The following is a 22,310-nucleotide window of genomic DNA, read 5'->3' as shown; positions in this document are numbered from 1 at the left end:
ATCGCGCGTCCTGCCGGCGCGTGAGGACCCAGGTCCCCCCTCCGCACGACCGCACTCCCGACCCGTAGAGGGGCCGTACCCGTGGTGATCCCCACCAGCGAGACCCGCCGTGAGAGCCGACGCAACCGCCGGGGGCGCCACAAGGGCGGCGGTGACCGCGAGAACTTCCAGCGCGGCTTCGACGCCCTCGGCCGTCTCGCGATCGACGGGGTCGTCGTCTCGGCGCGCGCCGTCGACCTGGCGACCGGCCGCACCCTGTTCGCGGTCGACGACTCCGTCTCGATGCCCACCGCCTCCCTCGGCACTGTCGTGCTGCTGATCGAGGTCGCCGCCCGGCTGGCGAACGAGCCGCAGGAGAACCTGCGCCTGGTCGACCGGACTGCAGCGGACGCGGTCTCGGGCTCCGGGCTCTGGCAGCACCTCCAGGTGCCGTCGATGCCGATCGCCGACCTCGCCGCCCTCGTCGGGGCCTCGAGCGACAACCTCGCGACCAACGTCCTGCTGCGCCGCGTCGGCCTCGACGCCGTGCGCGAGCGGGCGGAGGCGCTCGGCCTCTCCCGCACCGCCCTGCTCGACGTCGTGCGCGACGAGCGCGGCCCGGACGACGCGCCGCAGCTCTCGATCGGCTCCGCCCGCGAGCTGACCTGGCTGCTCGCCACCCTCGCGAACGGCGAGATCGTCGACGCCGCCGTGAGCTCGCGGGTGATCGGCTGGCTCTCGCTCGGCACCGACCTCTCGATGGTCGCCGCCTCGTTCGGGCTCGACCCGCTCGCGCACCGCCACCCCGACCACGGCGTCCTGCTCGTCAACGCGACCGGCACCGACGTCGGCGTCCGCGCCGAGGCGGGCGTCCTCCGCGGCCCGCGCGCCGGAGTCGCCTACGCGGTCGCCACCCAGTTCGACGACACGACCCTGCACTACCGCCTCGCGGTGCTGGAGGGCATGCGCACCCTCGGAGCCGACCTGCTCGAGTACGTGCACTGACGGCTGCCGGGGCGGAGGCTCCTCCGGAGCAGGCCGACCCCGCGGCGCCCCTCGGGTGCCCCGTCAAGTCCGTGACCGCCTCCGGGGGCGCGACCTAGGCTGCCCGCAGCGGCGCCGCCTCCCGGGCGCACCGCGGAGAGGGAACCTTGAGCAGCTTCGGCTTCGACGCCCCCGAGGACGTCACCGACACCACCCGCCCCGACGGCGACTCCCTGCCGGTCCCGCCGGAGGACCCGGCCGAGATCGACGACCCCGAGTCGATCGACGAGGCGCTCGACCAGGGCGCCGACGCCCGCCTCGGCGACGACCAGGACCCGCCGGAGCACCCCTTCATCCCGTCGCCCAGCTGATCGGCCGGCCGGGCGCCCCAGCGGCGCCCGGCCTTGTCCGACCTGGCTGCTCCTCCGAGCCGACTACTCCTCCGAGCCGACTACTCCTTCGACCCCGGCTTCAGGCGACTCGCGAGGCGCTTGATCGGGTGGGCGGGCTCGCGCTCCGCCGGATCCTCGACCTCGAGGCCGTAGAACGTGCCGATGTCGCCGACGAACGCCTTGCGGCGGGCCTTGTCGTAGGCGCGGATCTCGCGGCGGAAGGCGATCACCGTCGCGACGCACATCAGGATCATCACGACGCTGAACGGCAGGGCCGAGAGGATCGCGGCGGTCTGCAGGGCGTCGAGGCCGCCGGCGACCAGGAGCGACAGGGCGAGCAGAGCGGTCGCGACGGCGAAGAACACGCGGATGCGGTTGCGCGGCTCCGGCTCGCCGCCGGTCGCGATCATCGACATCACCAGCGCTCCGGAGTCGGCGGAGGTGACGAAGAAGACGCCGATCAGGAGGATCGCGCCGATCGTCAGCACCGAGCCCGCGGGCAGTCCCTGCAGCATCGAGAAGAGCGCCAGGTTGGTGTCCACCGAGCCGTCGGCGCCGACGAGGCCGCCGTCGCCGTAGAGCTCCCGGTAGATGGCGGTGCCGCCGAGGACGCTGAACCAGAGGAAGGTCATGATCGTCGGCACGAGCAGCACGCCGCCGACGAACTCGCGGACCGTCCGGCCCTTCGAGACGCGGGCGATGAAGATGCCGACGAACGGCGCCCACGACATCCACCAGCCCCAGTAGAACGTGGTCCACGAGGCCTGCCACTGCTCGCCCTCGCGGCCGGCGTAGGCGCTGACCGTGAAGGTCAGGCCGATGAAGTTCTGCAGGTAGTTGCCGAGCGACTGCACGAACTCGCGGAGGAGGAACTGGGTCGGGCCGGCGACGAGCACGAAGACGAGGAGCGCGGCGGCGAGCAGCAGGTTGCCGGTCGAGAGCCACTTCATGCCCTTGCCCACGCCCGAGATCAGCGAGAAGACGGTCAGGCCCGTGACCACGGCGATGACCACGATCTGCACGGTGAGCGACGACTCCACGATGCCGCTCGCCTCCAGGCCCGCCGAGATCTGGGTGACGCCCAGGCCGAGCGAGGTCGCGACTCCGAACATGGTGCCGACCAGGGCGACCACGTCGATCGCGTTGCCCCAGCCGCCGCGGACCCGGCGGCCCAGCAGCGGCTCCAGCGCCCAGCGGATCGACACCGGCCGCTTGCGGCGGTGGATCGCGTACGCGAGGGCGAGGCCGACCACCACGTAGATGGACCAGGCGTGGACGCCCCAGTGCAGGTAGGTCTGCGAGATCGCGCTCTGCGCGAGCTGCGTCTCGGTGCCGGTGACGCCCGGGCGCGGAGTGGCGAAGTGGGTGAGCGGCTCCGCGACGCCGTAGAAGACGAGGCCGATGCCCATGCCGGCGGCGAAGAGGAGCGAGATCCAGGCGAGCATCGAGAACTCGGGCTCGTCGTCGTCGGCGCCGAGCTTGATGTCGCCGAAGCGGCTCACGCCCATCCAGATGGCGAAGGCCACGAAGACCGCGGCGATCAGAACGTAGTACCAGCTGAACGTGTTGACGACGGTGGTCTGCAGTGTCGAGAACACGGAGGTCGCGGCGTCGGGCGCGAGGATCGCGAAGGCCGCGATCGACAGCGTGAGGACGGCGGCGGGCCAGAAGACCCACCGCGCGAGGCGGTGCGGAGGGGCGGTCGTGCCCGCGGTGGCGGGGGCGGTGTCCGGGGAGGACGGGTGCTCGGACATGGGGTCCTCTCGTCGGCGGCAACCGTCCACGGTACACGGGGGCCCGTCGGCGGCCCCGGCCGGGGGAGCCGGGCTGGCATGATCCGGCCCCGGTGCGGGAGGCTGGACCCGTGCAGTTCAGAGTCTTCACCGAACCCCAGCAGGGCGCGAGCTACGAGGACCTCCTCGCCGTCGCGCAGGCCGCCGAGAGCCTCGGCTACGACGGCTTCTTCCGCTCCGACCACTACCTCCGGATGGGAGACGGCGACCCCGGCGTGGGCCCGTCCGACGCGTGGACGACGCTCGCCGGCCTCGCCCGCGAGACCGAGCGGATCGCGCTCGGCACCCTCGTCTCCTCCGTCACCTACCGGCCGCCGGGGATCCTCGCGATCCAGGTCGCCCAGGTCGACGCGATGTCCGGGGGCCGTGCCGAGCTCGGCCTCGGCACCGGCTGGTTCGAGGAGGAGCACGCCGCGTACGGCATCCCCTTCCCTCCGCGCCGCTTCGACCTCCTCGAGGAGCAGCTCGAGATCGTGACCGGCCTGTGGTCGACGCCGGTCGGCGAGCGCTACTCCTTCGCCGGCGAGCACTACACGCTGACCGACTCCCCGGCCCTGCCCAAGCCCGCCCGCCTGCCGCTGCCGGTGATCGTCGGTGGCGGCGGCCCCAAGCGGACCCCGGCGCTCGCGGCGCGGTTCGCGAGCGAGTTCAACCTGCCCTTCCCCGAGTTCGATGCGATCCCGGGGGCCTTCGAGCGCGTCGACGAGGCGTGCCGGGCGATCGGGCGCGAGCCCTCGTCGCTCGTGCACTCGGTCGCGCTGATCGCGGTCGGCGGAGGCGACGAGGCGGAGTTCACGCGCCGTGCCGCGGCGATCGGCCGCGAGCCCGCCGAGCTGCGCGAGCACGGAGTGGCCGGCGGCGTCGACGAGGCGGTCGACCGCCTCGAGTCCCTCCGCGAGGCCGGCTGCGAGCGCGTCTACCTGCAGTTCATGGACCTGCAGGACCTCGACCACCTCGACTTCTTCGCCCGGGAGGTCCTGCCGCGCCTGTCGGCGTAGGGCGGGCGCCGCTGCTGACTCTGCTCCGACCGTCCAGGAGTCGTCGCACTCGCGCTCGACTGCGACGACTCCTGGCTTCTCGCGGTCTCGTCCTCGCGGCTCCGCGCCGAGTGCGACGACTCCTGGTCACTCGCGGGCTGCGGGCAGCACGCTCCGGCCCGCGCGCCCGGGCGTCCGTCCGCGCTGCGGCCTACGCTGGAGGGATGGCGGACACGATCGAGCGCGCGGACGAGCGCCTGGCGACCCGCTCGGCGGCCGAGGTCCCGTGGATCGTGCTGGTCTGGGACGATCCGGTCAACCTGATGTCGTACGTCTCGTACGTCTTCCGCAGCTACTTCGGCTTCGGCCGGGCCGAGGCGGAGCGGCTGATGCTGCAGGTGCACACCGAGGGGCGCGCGGTCGTCGCGACCGGCAACCGCGAGGAGATGGAGCGGCACGTGGAGGCGATGCACGGCTACGGCCTGTGGGCGACGCTGCAGAAGGCCGACGCGTGAGCGCCCCGCTGCTCCCCGCCGCCGCGGAGACCGGAGAGCACCCCGCTCGCGGCATCCGAGGACTCGGCTGATGCGCGCGTTCCGCCGCGACTCCTCCGGAGCGGCCGTCGCCCGCTTCGACCGCGAGGAGGCCGGGATCCTCCGCCACCTGGCCGGCGAGATGCTCGAGCTGCTCGACCGCGGGGCGTCCTCGGAGGAGGCCCGCTCCGATCCGGCGCTCGCGCGCCTCCTGCCCGACGCCTACCGCGACGACGCCGAGGCGGCCGACGAGTTCCGCCGCTTCACCGCTCCGGACCTCGCCGCCCGCAAGATGGACGACGCCCGCGCCGTCACGGCGGCCCTCGACGCCGGCGACGGCACGAGTCACGGCCGGATCTTCGAGGGGCTGGGCGAGGTCGCGGTCCGTCTCGAGGAGCCGCAGGCGATCGCCTGGCTCCGCGCACTGACCGACATGCGGCTCGCTCTGGCCGTGCGGCTCGGCATCGACGACACCGACGACGTCGTCCCGGAGGAGGGGAGCGCGGCCGCGATCCGCAGCGTCTACGACTGGCTGGGCGGCGTGCAGGACGGACTCGTCCGCGCCGTCGACGTGTGATCCGCTCGTCCCTCCAGCGATTCCACAGCTGTGGACAACCCTGTGGAAAGGTGTGGAGAACCGGCTCCGGGAGCACCTCCGAACGGCGGAGCGCCGGGCGCGGGGGTGTGGAAACGCGTAGCGTCCACCCTGTGAACACTCCGAGCACCGCCGACGCCCAGCGCACCGCCGACGACATCCAGGACTCCCGGGCGGTGCGGACCCTCGCCCGCGGCGGCTTCGCGGCGAACGGCCTCGTCCACCTCCTGATCGGAGTGATCGCCCTCGGCGTGGCCCGCGGCGGCGGAGGCGAGGCCGACCAGAGCGGTGCTCTCGGCGCCCTCGCGGCGCAGCCCGGCGGTCTGGTGATCCTCTGGATCTGCACGGTCGGCCTCTTCGGCCTGGCGCTCTGGGGGCTGCTCGAGGCGTTCCTCGTCCGCCCGCGCGAGAGCGCCCTGAAGACCTGGGGCAGCCGGCTGAAGGAGGCGGGCAAGGCCGTCGTCTACGGCGCCCTCGGCGTGACGGCGCTGAAGTTCGCGACGGGCGGCGGGTCGAGCTCGTCCGAGTCGTCCGAGAGCGCGAGCGCGCAGGTGCTCTCGGCGCCGGGCGGAGTCGTGCTGCTCGTGATCGCGGGACTGGCCGTCCTCGCGGTCGGCGGCGTCTTCGTGTACCGCGGAGCGAGCAGGAAGTTCCTCGAGAACGTCGCGGAGCCGGGCGGTACGGCGGGCACCGTCGTCACCGTGCTCGGCGTCGCCGGCTACGTCGCCAAGGGCGTGGTCCTCGGCGCTCTCGGCGTGCTGCTGATCGTCGCCGCCGTCACCCATGATCCGGAGCAGGCGGGCGGGCTCGACGAGGCGCTGAAGTCGCTCGTGGAGCTGCCGGCAGGTGTGCTCCTCCTCGGCTTCGTCGCCGTCGGGCTCATCGCCTACGGGCTCTTCTGCTTCGCCCGCGCGCGCTGGCCGCGCCTCTGATGTCGGATAGCGGATCCGCTCCTTACATGTCACCCCCCTTCCGCGCAACTGGTCCCGCCGTCCCGGAGTCGGTGACACGCTGAGGCCTGTGAGTGCTGGAGGCGAGGACGCGACCGGAGGACGGGTGCGTCCGCCGCTGACGCAGGACGCCGCCCGTCTGCTGGCCCGCTCCGCCACGGGGGACGCCTCCGCTCTGGGAGAGCTCGTCGACCGCTTCGGCGGCCTCGTCTCGGCGTGCGTCGGCACGGTCCAGGCCGACCCGGCCGGCCGCGACCGGCTCTGCACCGACGTCTTCACCGCCGTCTGGCGCCGCTCCCGCGAGGGCGCCCGCTCGCCGGAGCCCGTGCTGTGGGTGCTCGAGGTCCTCTGCGAGACCCTCGGCACCGCGCACGAGCTCGCCCGGCGTCCGCTCGGCAGCGGCCTGCTCGCCCTCGACTGCCCGGACCGCGAGCTCCTGCTGCTGGCTGCGGCCGGCGGCTTCTCGCAGGCCGAGATCTCGGCGCTGACCGGGATCGACGAGTTCCGGCTGCGCTCGATCCTCCGGAACGCGCTCGAGACGCTCCAGGGCCGCGACAGCGATCTTCTGACGGCCTGACCGCCGGAGCCGTCGCGGGAGTAAAGTTGAGTCCGTCGAACTCAACTTTCGAGCCACGGAGGAGACCACCATCATGCAGGCCGGTCGGATGCCCCAGCAGGACGAGAAGTCCGCACTCGAGCAGTACGGCGTCAACCTGACCGCCATCGCGGCGAGCGGCAAGCTCGACCCGGTGATCGGGAGGGACGCCGAGATCCGGCGCGTCAGCCAGGTGCTCACGCGCCGCACCAAGAACAACCCCGTCCTCATCGGCGAGCCCGGCGTCGGCAAGACCGCCGTCGTCGAGGGGCTCGCCCAGCGGATCGTCGCGGGCGACGTCGCCGAGAGCCTCAAGGGCAAGCAGCTCGTCAGCCTCGACCTCTCGGCCCTGATCGCCGGAGCGAAGTACCGCGGCGAGTTCGAGGAGCGGCTGAAGGCCGTGCTCCAGGAGATCGAGGAGTCCGACGGCCGGATCATCACCTTCATCGACGAGCTGCACACGCTGATGGGCGCGGGCGGCGGCGAGGGGTCGGTGGCGGCCGCGAACATGCTCAAGCCCATGCTGGCGCGCGGCGAGCTGCGGATGATCGGCGCGACGACGCTCGACGAGTACCGCCAGTACATCGAGAAGGACGCCGCTCTCGAGCGCCGCTTCCAGCAGGTCTTCGTCGGCGAGCCGACCGTCGAGGACACCGTGGCGATCCTCCGCGGGCTGAAGGAGCGCTACGAGGCGCACCACAAGGTGGCGATCGCCGACTCCGCCCTGGTCGCCGCCGCGTCGCTCTCGAACCGCTACATCACCTCCCGCCAGCTGCCGGACAAGGCGATCGACCTGATCGACGAGGCCGCGTCGCGGCTGCGCATGGAGATCGACTCCGCTCCCGTCGAGATCGACGAGCTGCGCCGCTCCGTCGACCGGCTGAGGCTCGAGGAGCTGGCGCTGAAGAAGGAGAAGGACGAGGCCTCGAAGGCGCGGCTCGAGAAGCTGCGCGAGGACCTGGCCCGCCGCGGCGCCCAGCTCGAGGAGCTGCAGGAGCGGTGGGAGCGCGAGCGCGCCTCCCTCAACCGCGTCGGCGAGCTCAAGAACCGGCTCGACGCCCTGCGGATCGCCGCCGAGCGGGCGCAGCGCGAGGGCAAGCTCGAGCGCGCGTCGAAGCTGCTCTACGGCGACATCCCGGTGATCGAGCGCGAGCTCGCGGCCGCCGAGGCGGAGGAGGAGCCGGCCGAGGGCCGCATGGTCAACGAGCAGGTGACGGCCGACGACATCGCCGCGGTGATCGCCGCCTGGACGGGGATCCCCGTCGGGCGCCTCCTGCAGGGCGAGACCGAGAAGCTGCTGCACCTCGAGACCGAGCTGCACCGCCGACTGATCGGCCAGGACGAGGCGGTGTCGGCCGTCGCGGACGCGGTGCGCCGCACCCGCGCGGGCATCTCCGACCCCGACCGGCCGACCGGCTCCTTCCTCTTCCTCGGGCCGACCGGCGTCGGCAAGACCGAGCTGGCGAAGGCGCTCGCCGACCACCTCTTCGACGACGAGAAGGCGATGGTCCGCATCGACATGTCGGAGTACGGCGAGAAGTTCGCCGTCTCGCGGCTGGTCGGCGCCCCTCCCGGCTACATCGGCTACGAGCAGGGCGGCCAGCTCACGGAGGCGGTCCGCCGCCGCCCGTACTCGGTGGTGCTCCTCGACGAGATCGAGAAGGCGCACCCCGAGGTGTTCGACGTCCTGCTCCAGGTGCTCGACGACGGCCGGCTCACCGACGGCCAGGGGCGGACGGTCGACTTCCGCAACACGATCCTCATCCTCACCTCCAACCTGGGGTCGCAGTTCCTCGTGGACCCGGCGCTGTCGCGGCCGCAGAAGGAGGAGGCGGTCCAGCAGATGGTGCGCCAGGCCTTCAAGCCCGAGTTCGTGAACCGGCTCGACGACATCGTGATCTTCGACGCGCTCGACCGCACCGAGCTCGGCGAGATCGTGTCGCTGTACGTCGACCGGCTGTCGAGGAGGCTCTCGGAGCGACGGCTCGACCTGGCGGTGACGCCCGCGGCCCGCGGGTGGCTGGCCGAGCGCGGCTACGACCCGCAGTACGGCGCGCGGCCGCTGCGCCGGCTGATGCAGCGGGCGATCGACGACCAGCTGGCGACGGCGCTGCTCGGCGGCACGGTGCGCGACGGGGACGTGGTGCTGGTGGACGTGGCGCCGGACGGCGAGAGCCTGTCGGTGACGGCCGGGATGCCCGCGTCGGACTGACCGGGGTGCTCGACCCCTGTCGCGAGTCCGCAGAGGTCGCGGTGGTCGCGGTCGACGCCGACGTCTAGGGGGACGGGAAGGAGCGCGCCGGCGGTGACGGGAGGTCCCTCCACAGGGCGCTCGCGGGCGGTACTCGTCCACAGTGGCGGGATCCGCGGGCGGCGCGTCCGGCGGGCTCCGTAGCGTCGGCGGCATGTCCTTCGAAACGCCCGGCCCCCGCATGGCCGACCTCCCTCCCGAGGAGCGGCCGAGGGAGCGCCTCCGCGCCTACGGACCGGAAGCGCTCACTGACGCCGAGACCCTCGCCGTGCTCATCGGGGCCGGCGTCCGCGGCGCCAACGCGACCGTCGTCGCGCAGCGCCTCCTCGCGCGCTTCGGCGGCATCGACGCCGTCGCCCGGGCCGGGGTGGGCGATCTGATGCGGCACCGCGGAGTCGGCGAGGTCGCCGCCTGCCGCCTGGTCGCCTCCTTCGAGCTGCGGCGGAGGATGAACCGCGCCTCGCGCGCCGCCCGCGTGACCGACGCCGCCGGCCTGGCCGGGCTCGTCGCTCCGCTGCTGGCCGCCCGGCCGGTCGAGACCGTGCTGGCGGTGGCGCTCGCCGAGTCCGGAGCCGTCCGCGACGTCCTGACGCTGGCCGACGGAGCCCCGGCGCACGCCGAGATCCCCGTCGCCGCCGTGCTCGCCGAGGTGCTGGCGCGCGGCGCGGCGGGCATCGGCCTGGCGCACAGCCACGCGGGCGAGGCCGTGGTGCTCCCCTCCGACCGTGCGGCGACGCGGGCGGTCGCCGACGGGGCAGAGGCGTGCGGCCTGCGGTTCCTCGCGCACGTCGTGATCGGGCGCGACGGCTGGGCGGAGGCGCAGCCGTGACGCGGCGCAGGGCTGCTGCGGGGCTGCTCCGTTCCGGCACGACGCCTCCCGCCCCGCGCCGGACCGCCCCCGGCCGTGCCCCGGCTCTCCACCCGTGCCGCGTCGGCGCGCGTTCGTGCAAGCCCCCGCCTCTCCGGCACCCGCGGCCGGTCGCGGGCGTACCGTGGACGCCGACCCCACCCCCCTCCCGACCAGGAGCACCCATGCGAGCAACACTCATCCACGGCGAGCGCGACATCCGACTCGAGGAGGTCCCCGACCCGCAGCTCTCGACGGGGCGCGACGCGATCGTCCGCGTCACCGCGGCCTGCGTCTGCGGCTCCGACCTCTGGCCCTACCGCGGCGTCACTCCCACCAAGGAGGCGCACCGCATCGGCCACGAGTTCGTCGGCGTCGTCGAGGAGATCGGCGACGACGTGCACGACGTCGCGGTCGGCGACTTCGTGATCGCCCCGTTCTACGTCTGCGACGGCACCTGCGCGAACTGCGCCAACGGCGTCTCCACCTCGTGCCTCACCGGCGGCTGGTGGGGCGCCGAGGTCCGCGAGGAGGGCTTCGCGGACGGCGCCCAGGGCGAGAAGGTGCGCGTGCCCCTCGCCGACGGCACGCTCTTCCGCGTGGGCATCGATCCGGACCCGGCGCTCATCCCCAGCCTGCTCACCCTCGCCGACGTGATGGGGACCGGCCACCACGCCGCGGTCTCGGCCGGCGTCACCGCTGGCTCGACCGTCGCGGTCGTCGGCGACGGCGCGGTCGGCCTCTGCGCCGTCCTGGCGGCCAAGCGCCTCGGCGCGACCACGATCATCGCGATGTCGCGGCACGAGTCGCGGCAGAACCTCGCCCGCCGCTTCGGGGCGACCCACATCGTCGAGACCCGCGGCGACGAGGGCGTCGCGCGCGTCCGCGAGCTGACCGGCGGGATCGGCGCCGACTGCGTGCTCGAGTGCGTCGGCACCAAGGAGTCGATGCAGCAGGCCCTCGACTCCGCCCGCCCCGGCGGCATGGTCGGCTACGTCGGCGTCCCCAACGGAGGCCCCGAGCTGCCCGTCCGCCAGATGTTCGGCTCGAACGTGGGCGTCAACGGCGGAGTCGCGCCGGTCCGCGGCTACATGGCCGAGCTGCTGCCCGACGTGCTCAGCGGCGCGATCGAGCCCGGTCTGGTCTTCGACCTCGAGCTGCCCCTCGAGGAGATCGCCGAGGCGTACGCCGCCATGGACGAGCGCCGCGCGATCAAGACCCTCGTGCGTCCGTAGTCCCGCCGAGGGGCGCCGGCACGGTCGCGAGGAGTAGCCTCCCGCGCATGACCGCGTCAGCCCGCACCGCCGCGACGGCGCCCCTCTTCCACCCCGACCTCGCGCTCGGTCGCTTCCTCCCACCGATCGTCCTCGGCCCGCGACTGCTGCGCCTCGCCACGCGTCGCGTCGCCGAGGGAGGTGAGGCTCCGCCCGACATCGTGGTCGACGACCTCGAGATCCCCGTCGCCGGAGCCGCTCCCGTCCGGGCCCGCAGCTACCGGCCGAGCATCCTCCGCGGTACCGCTCCCGCGCTCCTCTGGGTGCACGGCGGTGGCATGGTGCTCGGCAGCCACCTCCAGGACGAGGTGTCCTGCATCGACGTCGCCCGCACCCTGGGCATCACGGTCGTCTCCGTCGACTACCGCCTCGCGCCCGCGCATCCGACCCCGGCTGCCGTCGAGGACGTGCTGGCCGCGTTCGACTGGCTCGTCGAGCACGCGCAGGAGCGCGGCGTCGACCCGGCGCGCATCGCCGTCGGAGGCGCGAGCGCGGGCGGCGGCATCGCCGCGGGTGCGACCCTCCTCGCCCACGACCGCGGAGGAGCGCAGCCCGCGTTCCAGCTGCTCGTCTACCCGATGCTCGACGACCGCACCGTCACCCGGCCCGGTCCTCCTCCGCGCGGAGTCCGCGTCTGGACCCCGGGCAGCAACCGCTTCGGCTGGACCGCCTACCTCGCCGGCGAGCCCGGCGGCCCCGGCGTCACGGCCTACGCCGCCCCCGCCCGCCGCGACGACCTCACGGGCCTCCCGCCGGCCTGGATCGGCGTCGGCGGCCTCGACCTCTTCCACGACGAGGACGTCCGCTACGCCGAGCGCCTGCGCGCGGCCGGAGTGCCGTGCGGGCTCGAGATCGTGGAGGGCGCCTTCCACGGCTTCGACGCCCTGTTCCGCCGGACCGGCGTGGCGAAGCGCTTCTGGGCGGCGCAGGCCGCGGCGCTCGGCCAGGCCCTCCTCGCCTGACCTCCGCGTCGACCCGCCGGGCCGATTCCGTCTCCGGCGCTCGGCACTGCGAGGCTGACGGGCGACGGCCGCCGCCGCCCGCGCATCACCCGTGCCGCACCTGCCGCGCATCCGTTTCCGCCCAGCCCCGCCCCGTCTCCCGGAGGACCCATGGACATCGACCGCCTCGCCACCCGCTACGAGATCGCCCTGCCCGCCTGGATCGGTGACGCCCTCCGCGACGTCCCCGAGGTCCTCCCGAGCCTCGAGGACCGGATGGCCCTCGTGCACGCGCTCGCCGACCGCAACTTCCGCGAGGGGAACGGCGGCCCGTTCGCGGCGATCGTCGTCGAGCGCGACTCCGGTCGTCTCGTCTCGGTCGGAGTGAACGTCGTCCTCGGCAGCGGGGTCTCGTCCGGCCACGCCGAGGTGACGGCGCTCGGTCTCGCGCAGACCGCGCTCGGCACCTGGGACCTCGGCGGCGAGGGCCTCCCCGCTCACGACCTGGTCGTCAACTGGCGCCCGTGCGTGCAGTGCTACGGAGCGACGATGTGGTCGGGGGTGCGCCGCCTGGTCGTCGCGGGCTCCGGCCCCGAGCTCGAGGAGATCAGCACCTTCGACGAGGGGCCGATGCGCGAGGACTGGGCCGCCCAGTTCGAGGCCCGCGGGATCGAGGTCGTCGACGGCGTGCTCCGCGACGAGGCCCTCGACGTGTTCCGCGCCTACCGCGCCTCCGTCGACTCCGGCGAGGTGCTCGTCTACAACGCCCGCGCCGACTCCTGATACCGCCGCGGGTCCGGTCCTCGCATCGGTTCCGCGCCGGACGCACGGGAGCCCCGCCTCAGCGGGGCCCCGTGCGGTCCTGAGCTGCCGGCCGCTGGAAGCGGTCAGCGGCGGCTCAGCGCCACCAGTCGTCGAACATCGACAGCGGCACCTGGCGCTTGTGCTCGGTCGCGGCGTACCGCGCCTCGATGGCCTCGGCGACGGCCCGGTCGACCTCGCCGCCCTCGAGGTACGTGTCGAGGTCGGCGTAGGTGAGCCCGAGGTTCGTCTCGTCGGTCTGGCCGGGGTTGTCGTCGAGCAGGTCCGCCGTCGGCGCCTTCTCGTAGAGCCGGGCCGGTGCGTCCAGGTGCTCGAGGAGCGAGCGCCCCTGCCGCTTGGTGAGGCCGGTGAGCGGGAGGACGTCGGCGCCGCCGTCGCCGTACTTCGTGAAGAAGCCGGTGACCGCCTCGGCCGCGTGGTCGGTCCCGACGACGAGCATCCCGGCCTGGCCGGCGATTGCGTACTGCGCGATCATCCGCATCCGCGCCTTCACGTTGCCCTTCACGAAGTCGCTGATCGGCTCGTCGACCGCGTCGCCGAACGCTGCGGCCACGCCGTCGACGCCCTGGTGGATGTCGAAGACGACCTGGCGGTCCGGGCGGATGAACGTGAGGGCGAGCTGGGCGTCCTCCTCGTCGGCCTGCACCTTGTACGGCAGGCGGACCGCGATGAAGGAGGCGTCGCCGCCGCTCCCGCGGACCTGCTCGACCGCGAGCTGGCAGAGGCGCCCGGCGAGGCTCGAGTCCTGGCCGCCGCTGATGCCGAGGACGAGGCCCTTCGCGCCGGTGCTGCGGAGGTAGTCGGCGAGGAATCCGCTGCGCCGTTCGACCTCGACGGCCGGATCGACGGCGGGGGAGACGTGGAGCTCGGAGATGATCTGCTGTTGGACGTCGCGCACGGCTTCACGCTACTCCGGATGCTCCCCGGCGGCCCCTCCTCGCCGCGGACGCGCAGGCTCCCGACGCCTCCCCGAAACAGGGTCCGCCCGCCGCGTCCGACTGGCGCGGCGCCTACCCGCGCTCGGCGACGATGCGGGCGATGCGCGCCGGGACGGTGTCGTCCTGGAGGCTCGTCACGTCTCCGAGCGGGCGGCCGTCGCGGATGTCGCCGAGCAGCCGCCGCATGATCTTGCCGGAGCGGGTCTTGGGCAGATCCGGCACCACCACCACGTCGCGCGGCTTGGCGATCGGACCGATCGCGACCGCCACGTGGTCGCGCAGGAGCACCGAGAGCGTCGTGCCGAGCGCGGCCCAGTAGGCCGGGTCCTCCTCGCTGCGGTCGACGGCCTCGTCGGAGGGGATGACGAACGCCGCGATGGCCTGGCCGGTCGTCGCGTCGGCGACTCCGACGACTCCGGCCTCGCCGACGGCCGGATGGGCGACGAGTGCCGACTCGATCTCGATCGTGGACAGGCGGTGCCCGGAGACGTTGATGACGTCGTCGACGCGGCCGAGCACCCAGACGTCGCCGTCGGCGTCGTACTTCGCGCCGTCCCCGGAGAAGAACCACCCCTGGGACGCGTAGCGGGCCCAGTAGGAGTCGCGGTACCGCTCCGGGTCGCCCCACACGGTGCGGGCGAGCGCCGGCCCGGTCCGGTCGACCACGAGGTAGCCGCCGGAGCCGTTCGGCACCCGCTCGCCGTGCTCGTCGACCACGAGGACGCCGAGCCCGGGCAGGGCTCCGAGAGACGAGCCCGGCTTGAGGGTCGAGACGCCCGGCAGCGGGCACATCACCGCGGCGCCGGTCTCGGACTGCCACCAGGTGTCGACGATCGGGCAGCGTCCGCCGCCGATCGCCTCGTGGAACCAGACCCAGGCCTCGGGGTTGATGGACTCGCCGACGGTGCCGAGCAGGCGCAGGCTCGACAGGTCGTACCGGGCGGGCACGCCCTCGGGGAACCAGGTCATCAGCGTCCGGATCAGCGTCGGCGCCGTGTAGTAGACGGTCACCCCGTACCGCTCGATGATCTCGAAGTGCCGGGCCGTGTGCGGGGTGCTCGGGGTGCCCTCGTAGATCACCTGGGTGAGCCCGTTCGAGAGCGGTCCGTAGATCTCGTAGGTGTGCGCGGTGACCCAGGCGAGGTCGGCGGTGCACCAGTGCACGTCGTCCGGCTTCGCGTCGAACACGGCCCAGTGCGTCCAGGAGGCCTGCGTGAGGTAGCCGCCGCTGGTGTGCACCAGCCCCTTGGGCTTCCCGGTCGTGCCGGAGGTGTAGATGATGAACAGCGGCGTCTCGGAGTCGAAGGCCTCGGCCTCGTGGACGTCGCTCTGCGCATCGACCAGCTCGTGCCACCAGACGTCGCGGCCCGGGGTCCACGGGACGTCGGTCTCACCGGTGCGGCGGACGACGAGGACGTGCTCGATCGACGCGACGCCCTCGACCGCCCGGTCGGCGCTCGCCTTGACCGGCACCGCCGCTCCGCGCCGGAACTGCCCGTCCGTGGTGACCAGGAGCTTCGCGCCGGTGTCCTCCACGCGGAACCGCACCGCCTCGGCGGAGAAGCCGCCGAAGACGAGCGAGTGGATCGCGCCGATCCGCGCGATCGCGAGCGTGATGGCGATGGTCTCGGGGATCACCGGGAGATAGACGACGACGCGGTCGCCCTTCCCGATCCCGAGCGCGGTCAGCGCGTTCGCGGCGCGGGAGACCTCGCGCTGGAGCTCGGCGAAGGTGATCGACCGCCGGTCGCCGCGCTCGCCCTCGAAGTGGAGGGCGGTCTTCGCGCCGCGTCCCGCGTCCACGTGGCGGTCGACGCAGTTGACGGCCACGTTCAGCCGTCCGCCCTCGAACCAGGTCGTGCGCGGCACCGAGAGCGAGCCGTCGGGCAGCGGAGCGGCAGGCTCCCAGCTGTGGGCGGTGTGCCACGGCTCCGCCCACTCGAGGCGGCGGGCCGCCTCCTCCCAGAACGCGACCGGATCGGCGGCGGCGCGCGAGTACTCCTCCGCGCCCGCGTTCGCCTGCGCGGCGAAGGCCGCGGGCGGGGGGAACCGGCGGTGCTCGTCGAGCAGGTTGGCGATCGTCCCGCTCACGCTCGGAGCTCCCTCCCCGGCGCTCACGCCCACTTCCTCACGGCGTAGCGCTGGAACACGCCGACGACGGCATCGGTGAGCTTGCCCAGCACGGCCAGCAGGACGATCGCCAGGAACACCCGGTCGATCCGGCCGTTGTTCTGGCTGTCGATGAGGCGGAAGCCGAGGCCCATCGAGGAGGCGATGAGCTCGGAGGCGACCAGGAACAGCCACGACTGGGCGAGCGCGAGGCGCAGCCCGGAGATCACGGAGGGGATCACCGCGGGCAGCTGCACCGTCGTGAAGAGCCGGACGCCCGAGAGGCCGAAGGCGCGGCCCACCTCGACGAGGTGCCGGTCGACGTGGCCGAGCGCCGTGGCCACCGTGGTGAAGACGGGGAAGAACGCGCCGATCGTGATCAGCGTGATCTTCGACTCCTCGCCGATGCCCATCCAGAGCAGCAGCAGCGGGACCCAGGCCAGCGACGGGACCGCCCGGATCGCGCCGAGGGTCGGCCCGAGGACGACCTCCCAGACGCGGGAGAGCCCGAAGAGCGCGCCGACCACGAGCCCGAGCGCCGAGCCGAGCGCGAACCCGATGAGCACGCGCTGCGTCGAGATGGCGACGTCCTGGCCGAGGTCGCCGCGCTGGGCGAGGTCGACGCCGGCCGCCCAGACCATCGCGGGCGAGGGGAAGACCGCCACCGAGACCATCCCGGTCGTCGTCGCGATCTGCCAGGCGGCGAGCAGCAGCACGGGCAGGACCGCGCCTCCCGCGACCACGAACCACCGTCGCGTGGTGAGCGGGTGGGAGCGGTCCTCGCGGAGGCGGCGCTGGGAGGCCGCGACCGACGGGCCCGCCGTCACGAGTCCGGGCTCACCCGGCATCGGCGCGGACAGCGCGCTCCGCCGCAGCACATCGGCGTCGGTCGCGGTGTCGTCGTCGCGGATCGTCATCGTCGGTCTCCTCGGATCACGGGGTCGGGGGCGGAGGGCCGGACCCTCAGGCGCCGATGGCGCTCGGGTCGGCCGCCGAGGCGTAGGTGTCGTCGAGCAGCGAGTCGAGCGCGTCGTCGACCTGCTGCTGCGAGGCGACGTCGCCGTTCTCGACGAAGATCGGGCCGATCACGGCGAGCACGTCGGTCTGCGCGGAGCCGGGGACGTTGTCGACGTCGAGGTTGCTGCGCTCGGTGATGACCGTCGTCGCCACCGCCACGTCGAGGCCGGCGACGGAGGCGAGGATGCTCGCCGTCTCGTCCTGGTTCTCGAGCGCCCAGGCGCGGGCGTGCTCGTACGCGTTCACGACGGTCTGCGCGAGGTCCGGCTTCTCGGCGAGGAAGCTCTCGGTCGCGTTGAGCAGACCGTAGGAGTTGAAGTCGACGTTGCGGTAGAGCAGGGTCGCCCCGGCCGCCTCGGCGCCGGCCATGATCGGGTCCAGGCCCGCCCAGGCGTCGACGGAGCCGTTCTGCAGCGCCGCCCAGCCGTCGGCGTGCTGCAGGTTCTGCACCGTCACGTCGCCGATGCCCAGCCCGGCGGCCTCGAGCGCCTGCACCAGGAAGAAGTACGGGTCGGTGCCCTTGGTGGCCGCGATCTGCTTGCCCTTGAGCTGCTCGACCGACGTGATCGCCGAGCCGGCGGGGACGACGAGGGCCGACCACTCCGGCTGCGAGAAGATGTCGATCGTCTTGATCGGCGAGCCGTTCGAGCGGGCGAGCAGCGCGGCGGAGCCGGCGGTGGAGCCGACGTCGATCGCTCCGGCGCGCAGGGCCTCGTTGGCCTTGTTGGAGCCGGCCGACTGCACCCAGGCGACGGTGACCTGCTGCTCGGCGAGGGCGGCCTCGAGCCAGCCCTTCTCCTTGATGACCAGGCTCAGCGGGTTGTACGTCGCGAAGTCGAGCGTGAGCGTGCCGCCCTGAGTTCCTCCGGAGGCGGCGTCGGCGGTCGCGGCCGCCGCTCCTCCTCCGCCCTCGCCCTGCACGCAGCCCGCGAGGAGCGGGACGGCGGCGGCGGTGAGCAGACCGGCGAGAGCGGTGCGGCGGGTGAGCGGGGAGCTGGTGAACGACATGGGGGCCTCGGCTTCGGGGATGCGGTGACAGCGAGTGTGGACGCTGCAGGGGAGGGGCGGTGCGGGGAGGTGCTCGTGCGGTGGAGAGCGGGAGGAGGAGGCGGCTGGGGAGGGAGGTCGTGCCGCCCGGACCGTGCCGCCCGGACCGTGCCGCCCGGGTGGAGGGATGCGGGTCGATCCGCCCGGGGTCAGTGCCGCTCGATGCCCAGCCCCGCGAGGAGCTCGGCCCGGTGCTCGGCGAGCTCCGCCGAGCCGCGGTCGCGCGGCCGCGCTCCGGGGACGGTGACGATCCGCTGGATGCGCGAGACGCCTCCGGGCTCGTCGCGCCCGAGGAGCACGATGCGGTCGGCCAGCTGGAGGGCCTCGTCGACGTCGTGGGTGACGAGCAGGATCGTCGCCGGAGCCGCCGCGTGCACGTCGAGCAGCAGGTCCTGCATCCGCAGGCGGGTCAGCGCGTCGAGCGCCCCGAAGGGCTCGTCCAGGAGGAGCACGCCGGGGTTCCGGGCGAGGGCGCGGGCGAGGGAGGCGCGCTGGGCCATGCCTCCGGACACCTCGCGGGGCCGCGAGCGGGCGTGCGCGGTGAGGCCGACCAGCGAGAGCAGCTCGTCGACGGCGGCGCGGGCCGCCGGGCGCGGGGTGCCGCGCGGCAGGCCGAGCGCGACGTTGTCGGCGATGCTCCGCCAGGGCAGCAGCCGCGGCTCCTGGAACGCCACCGCGCAGCGCGGGTCGATGCCGGAGACGGGGGCGCCGTCGATGAGGACGGACCCCTCGGAGGCGGTGTCCAGGCCCGCCGCGATGCGCAGCAGCGTGGACTTGCCGCAGCCGCTCGGGCCGAGGATCGCGATGACCTCGCCCGCGGCGGCCTCGAGCGTCACGTCCGTCAGCACGGGGGCCCCGGGCGCGAAGGTGCGGCCGACCCCCTCGAAGCGCACGGGGAACGCCGACTGGCCGAGCTCGGCGTCGAAGGCCAGGCTCGTGCGGGCGGCGGGGGTGGCGGGCATGTCTCTCCGGGCAGCGGGACGGGCGGGCGGATCGTCCGATCGTACGGAGAGGCTCCCGGCGGCACAGCGGGGACCGACACGGGGAGTAACACAGGGGGTGGGACGCGGAAGGCCTCCCCGGTCCGCGGACGGGGGAGGCCTTCCGCCGGAGGGCTACGCCTGGACGAGCACGAGCTCCTCGAGGGGCAGGCGGGTGCGCGGCGCGGTCTCGCGCTCGCGGAGGGTCTCGTTCGCCAGCGCGTCGGCGTCGGCCGCGACTCCCACCGCGGCGATCGTCACCGGGTCGAAGCGCTCGTCGACGCCGAACGCGGCGCGGACGGCGTCCTTGTCGAAGCCGGCCATCTGGTGCACGTGCAGGCCCTCGTGGTGCGCCTGGACGCTGAGGTGGGCGATCGACTGGCCGAGGTCGTAGACGGCCCAGGGGCGCGGCTTCCCCTCGGAGTCGACGGTCTCGGCGAGCGCGACGACCAGGACGGCGGCGGAGCCGGCCCAGGCGCCGTTGAAGCCGGCGAGCGTCGCGACGATGCGGTCGAACTCGTCGGTTCCGCGGCGGGCGACGATGAAGCGCCACGGCTGCGAGTTGCTGGCGGACGGGGACCAGCGCGCGGCCTCGAGGAGGGACGCGAGGGTCTCGTCGGAGACGGTCGCGGACGCGTCGTAGGAGCGGGGGCTCCAGCGCTCCGCGAGGACGTCGAGGATCGGGGCGCTGGTGCTGGCGGTGCGGGAGGCGGTGGCGGACATCGCGGGGCTTCTTCCGTGCGGGGGACTGGGGGAGGGGCTCCGTCGCCCGTGGAGCCCAACCGTCCTCGCCCCGCGGGCATTCCCGCGCGCGCACGGCAGGCGCCCGCACGCGCGTTCGCCCACGGAGGAGCGGGCCGCCTCCGAGCCCCGGAACGGTACGGTGGGAGACGGCGTGGTCACCCCGCGCACCACCATCCACGACTCTGGAGGATCATCCATGGCCCAGCACTTCGACGTCGTCGTCCTGGGGGCAGGCCCCGGCGGATACGTGGCCGCGATCCGCGCCGCCCAGCTCGGCAAGTCCGTCGCCGTCGTCGAGAAGCAGTACTGGGGCGGTGTCTGCCTCAACGTCGGCTGCATCCCGTCCAAGGCGCTGCTGCGCAACGCGGAGCTCGCCCACCTCTTCCACACCCAGGCGAAGCAGTTCGGCATCTCGGGCGACGTCTCGTTCGACTTCGGCGCGGCGTTCGACCGCAGCCGCTCGGTCGCGGACGGCCGCACCAAGGGCGTCCACTTCCTGATGAAGAAGAACAAGATCGCCGAGTTCGACGGCGTCGGCTCCTTCACCGGCCCGCAGGGCCTCGACGTGCAGCTGAGCAAGGGCGGCACGGAGTCGCTGACCTTCGACGACGCGATCATCGCGACCGGCGCGAGCGTCCGCCTCCTGCCCGGCGTCGAGCTCTCCGAGAACGTCGTCACCTACGAGACCCAGATCATGACCCGCGAGCTCCCCGACACGATGGCCATCGTGGGCGCGGGCGCGATCGGCATGGAGTTCGCCTACGTCCTCAAGAACTACGGCGTCGACGTGACGATCATCGAGTTCATGGACCGCGCCCTCCCCAACGAGGACCCGGACGTCTCCAAGGAGATCCAGAAGCAGTACAAGAAGCTCGGCGTCGAGATCCTGACCTCGACCAAGGTCGAGTCGGTCGTCGACAAGGACGGCTACGTCACGGTCACCTACACCGCGAAGGACGGCACGCAGTCGACCCTCGAGGTCGACAAGGTGCTCATGTCGATCGGCTGGGTCCCCCGCACCGAGGGCTTCGGCCTCGAGAAGACGGGCGTCGAGCTCACCGAGCGCGGCGCGATCGCGATCGACGACCACATGCGCACCAATGTGCCGCACATCTACGCCATCGGCGACGTCACCGCGAAGCTGCAGCTCGCGCACGTCGCGGAGGCGCAGGGCGTCGTCGCCGCCGAGACCCTCGCCGGTGCCGAGACCCAGACCCTGGGCGACTACCGGATGATGCCGCGCGCGACGTTCTGCCAGCCGCAGATCGCCTCCTTCGGCCTCACCGAGAAGCAGGCGACGGACGAGGGACACGAGATCACCGTCTCGACCTTCCCCTTCATGGCGAACGGCAAGGCCCACGGCCTCGGCGAGCCCACCGGCTTCGTGAAGCTCATCGCGAGCAAGAAGTACGGCGAGCTCCTCGGCGCCCACATGATCGGCCCGGACGTCTCGGAGCTGCTCCCCGAGCTCACGCTCGCCCAGAAGTGGGACCTCACGGCGACCGAGCTGGCCCGCAACGTGCACACCCACCCGACGCTGTCGGAGGCGCTGCAGGAGGGCTTCCACGGCCTCAAGGGGCACATGATCAACATGTAGGGCTCGTCCCTCCACGGCCTCCGGCCCGCAGGATCCCGCTCGGCTCGTCCGCGGCGGATCCTGCGGGCCGGAGCCGTTTCCGGGGGCGTCCACAGGGCTCCGGCGCCGCTCCCGCTACCGTGGCCCGATGGATCCGCGCCTGCTCGACCGCCTCGCCGCCGACGCCTGGCCCGCGCTCGTGCGGCGCCCCCTCGGCGCGTGGGAGCTGCGCGCCTCCGCAGGAGTCACCAAGCGCGCGAACTCGGTGCTCGCGTCCGGCGACGTCGTCGACCAGGAGGCGGCGCTCGACGCGGCGGAGGCGTTCGCCCGCGAGCACGGGATCGCGCCCCTCGTGCAGATCGGGCCGCCGAGCCCCGCCGGTCTGACCGGGCTGCTCGCCGAGCGGGGCGCCGCGCCGATCGACCGGACGCTCGTGCTGACGGGTTCGGTGCAGGAGGCGCTCGCCGCCCTGTCCACGACGTCGGGGTCCGCGCCGTCGAGGCCAGTGCCGCCGAGGCCCGCGCCGCAGCCTCGCGTCCGCCTCGCCCCGGCTCCCGACGAGGACTGGCTCGCCCTCTGGTGGTCGGTGGACGGTCGCGGTGGAGCGGAGGAGCGCGCGGTCGCCGAGCGCATCCTCGCGGGCTGCCCCTCCTCCTACGCGCTCGCCGTCGACGGGGACGGCCCGGCCGCGACCGGCCGCCTCGCACTCGTCACGGCGCCGGACGGCGAGCTCTGGGGCGGCCTCTTCGCGCTGGCGACCCGGCCGGACGCCCGGCGCCGCGGGCTCGCCTCCGCCGTGATCCGCGCCCTCCTCGAGGACGCGTCCGGCCGGGGCGTCGCGCGCTTCTGGCTCCAGGTGCTCGCCGAGAACGTCGGCGCCCGCCGCCTCTACGCGTCCCTCGGCTGCCGCGAGTCGTCCTGGTACGAGTACTGGCGCTGACCCGCTCGCGGAGGAGGAGCGGGGTG

General features: G+C 73.6%; 21 protein-coding genes. 14 read left to right on the top strand and 7 right to left on the bottom strand.

Annotated elements, in window-relative coordinates:
- The first annotated feature begins 81 nt into the window (after nt 1-81).
- Nucleotides 82-984, top strand: a complete 903-nt coding sequence (locus tag C5C30_RS14420) for a serine hydrolase (protein ID WP_104222833.1) — start codon at nt 82-84, stop codon at nt 982-984.
- Nucleotides 985-1,130: 146 nt separating this feature from the next.
- Nucleotides 1,131-1,334: a hypothetical protein gene (locus tag C5C30_RS14415; RefSeq protein ID WP_104222832.1), complete on the top strand. Its 204-nt coding sequence runs from the start codon at nt 1,131-1,133 to the stop codon at nt 1,332-1,334.
- Between the two features lie 80 nt (nt 1,335-1,414).
- On the opposite strand, the gene C5C30_RS14410 is transcribed toward C5C30_RS14415, so the two are convergent.
- Nucleotides 1,415-3,109, bottom strand: a complete 1,695-nt coding sequence (locus C5C30_RS14410; protein ID WP_104333983.1) for a BCCT family transporter — start codon at nt 3,107-3,109, stop codon at nt 1,415-1,417.
- Between the two features lie 110 nt (nt 3,110-3,219).
- Here C5C30_RS14410 and C5C30_RS14405 point away from each other — a divergent pair, with 110 nt between their 5' ends.
- From C5C30_RS14405 to C5C30_RS14360, 10 genes are all read left to right on the top strand, one after another.
- Nucleotides 3,220-4,146: an LLM class F420-dependent oxidoreductase gene (locus C5C30_RS14405; protein ID WP_104234367.1), complete on the top strand. Its 927-nt coding sequence runs from the start codon at nt 3,220-3,222 to the stop codon at nt 4,144-4,146.
- Nucleotides 4,147-4,349: 203 nt separating this feature from the next.
- Complete coding sequence (clpS, locus tag C5C30_RS14400; RefSeq protein ID WP_104222829.1) at nt 4,350-4,640, top strand: ATP-dependent Clp protease adapter ClpS; 291 nt, start codon at nt 4,350-4,352, stop codon at nt 4,638-4,640.
- 70 nt (nt 4,641-4,710) lie between these two features.
- Nucleotides 4,711-5,235, top strand: a complete 525-nt coding sequence (locus C5C30_RS14395) for a DUF2017 domain-containing protein (protein WP_104225742.1) — start codon at nt 4,711-4,713, stop codon at nt 5,233-5,235.
- A gap of 131 nt (nt 5,236-5,366) precedes the next feature.
- Entirely contained in the window at nt 5,367-6,185 is an 819-nt protein-coding gene (locus C5C30_RS14390; RefSeq protein WP_104225741.1) for a DUF1206 domain-containing protein, read from the top strand.
- 88 nt (nt 6,186-6,273) lie between these two features.
- Nucleotides 6,274-6,780 carry an RNA polymerase sigma factor gene (locus tag C5C30_RS14385; RefSeq protein ID WP_146079687.1) on the top strand — a complete coding sequence of 169 codons (507 nt, stop codon included), beginning with the start codon at nt 6,274-6,276 and terminating at the stop codon, nt 6,778-6,780.
- An 88-nt stretch (nt 6,781-6,868) separates the two neighbouring features.
- On the top strand, nt 6,869-9,010 hold the full coding sequence (locus C5C30_RS14380) for an ATP-dependent Clp protease ATP-binding subunit (protein WP_374952925.1): 2,142 nt from the start codon (nt 6,869-6,871) through the stop codon (nt 9,008-9,010).
- A 193-nt stretch (nt 9,011-9,203) separates the two neighbouring features.
- Entirely contained in the window at nt 9,204-9,878 is a 675-nt protein-coding gene (locus tag C5C30_RS14375) for a RadC family protein (protein WP_104327642.1), read from the top strand.
- Between the two features lie 203 nt (nt 9,879-10,081).
- On the top strand, nt 10,082-11,131 hold the full coding sequence (locus C5C30_RS14370) for a zinc-dependent alcohol dehydrogenase family protein (protein WP_104222823.1): 1,050 nt from the start codon (nt 10,082-10,084) through the stop codon (nt 11,129-11,131).
- 47 nt (nt 11,132-11,178) lie between these two features.
- Nucleotides 11,179-12,132 carry an alpha/beta hydrolase gene (locus C5C30_RS14365; RefSeq protein WP_104333982.1) on the top strand — a complete coding sequence of 318 codons (954 nt, stop codon included), beginning with the start codon at nt 11,179-11,181 and terminating at the stop codon, nt 12,130-12,132.
- A gap of 150 nt (nt 12,133-12,282) precedes the next feature.
- The gene (locus C5C30_RS14360; protein WP_181027247.1) at nt 12,283-12,894 is read left to right on the top strand and encodes a nucleoside deaminase; all 612 of its coding nucleotides are present in this window, start codon (nt 12,283-12,285) and stop codon (nt 12,892-12,894) included.
- Nucleotides 12,895-13,009: 115 nt separating this feature from the next.
- Here C5C30_RS14360 and nadE read toward each other — a convergent pair whose 3' ends face one another.
- From nadE to C5C30_RS14330, 6 genes are all read right to left on the bottom strand, one after another.
- Nucleotides 13,010-13,831, bottom strand: coding sequence for an ammonia-dependent NAD(+) synthetase (gene nadE / locus C5C30_RS14355; RefSeq protein ID WP_104333981.1), 822 nt, complete (start codon nt 13,829-13,831; stop codon nt 13,010-13,012).
- A 112-nt stretch (nt 13,832-13,943) separates the two neighbouring features.
- Nucleotides 13,944-15,962 carry an acetate--CoA ligase gene (acs, locus tag C5C30_RS14350; RefSeq protein ID WP_104333989.1) on the bottom strand — a complete coding sequence of 673 codons (2,019 nt, stop codon included), beginning with the start codon at nt 15,960-15,962 and terminating at the stop codon, nt 13,944-13,946.
- Nucleotides 15,963-15,985: 23 nt separating this feature from the next.
- Nucleotides 15,986-16,897, bottom strand: coding sequence for an ABC transporter permease (locus C5C30_RS14345; protein WP_258065978.1), 912 nt, complete (start codon nt 16,895-16,897; stop codon nt 15,986-15,988).
- Nucleotides 16,898-16,943: 46 nt separating this feature from the next.
- Nucleotides 16,944-18,005, bottom strand: coding sequence for an aliphatic sulfonate ABC transporter substrate-binding protein (locus C5C30_RS14340; RefSeq protein WP_104269041.1), 1,062 nt, complete (start codon nt 18,003-18,005; stop codon nt 16,944-16,946).
- Nucleotides 18,006-18,193: 188 nt separating this feature from the next.
- Nucleotides 18,194-19,006: an ABC transporter ATP-binding protein gene (locus tag C5C30_RS14335; RefSeq protein WP_104239205.1), complete on the bottom strand. Its 813-nt coding sequence runs from the start codon at nt 19,004-19,006 to the stop codon at nt 18,194-18,196.
- Between the two features lie 153 nt (nt 19,007-19,159).
- Nucleotides 19,160-19,747, bottom strand: coding sequence for a nitroreductase family protein (locus C5C30_RS14330; RefSeq protein WP_104222819.1), 588 nt, complete (start codon nt 19,745-19,747; stop codon nt 19,160-19,162).
- 217 nt (nt 19,748-19,964) lie between these two features.
- Here C5C30_RS14330 and lpdA point away from each other — a divergent pair, with 217 nt between their 5' ends.
- Nucleotides 19,965-21,365 (top strand): dihydrolipoyl dehydrogenase, encoded by a 1,401-nt coding sequence (lpdA, locus tag C5C30_RS14325; RefSeq protein WP_104222818.1) that lies wholly within the window; start codon nt 19,965-19,967, stop codon nt 21,363-21,365.
- Between the two features lie 127 nt (nt 21,366-21,492).
- Nucleotides 21,493-22,284 (top strand): GNAT family N-acetyltransferase, encoded by a 792-nt coding sequence (locus C5C30_RS14320; RefSeq protein ID WP_104333980.1) that lies wholly within the window; start codon nt 21,493-21,495, stop codon nt 22,282-22,284.
- Nucleotides 22,285-22,310: the final 26 nt, after the last annotated feature.

It is taken from the genome of Rathayibacter sp. AY2B5 (genome assembly GCF_002931645.1).
GTDB lineage: Bacteria > Actinomycetota > Actinomycetes > Actinomycetales > Microbacteriaceae > Rathayibacter.
The sequence above is the reverse complement of the archived record's forward strand: the minus strand, read 5'-3'. Positions and strand labels throughout refer to the sequence as shown.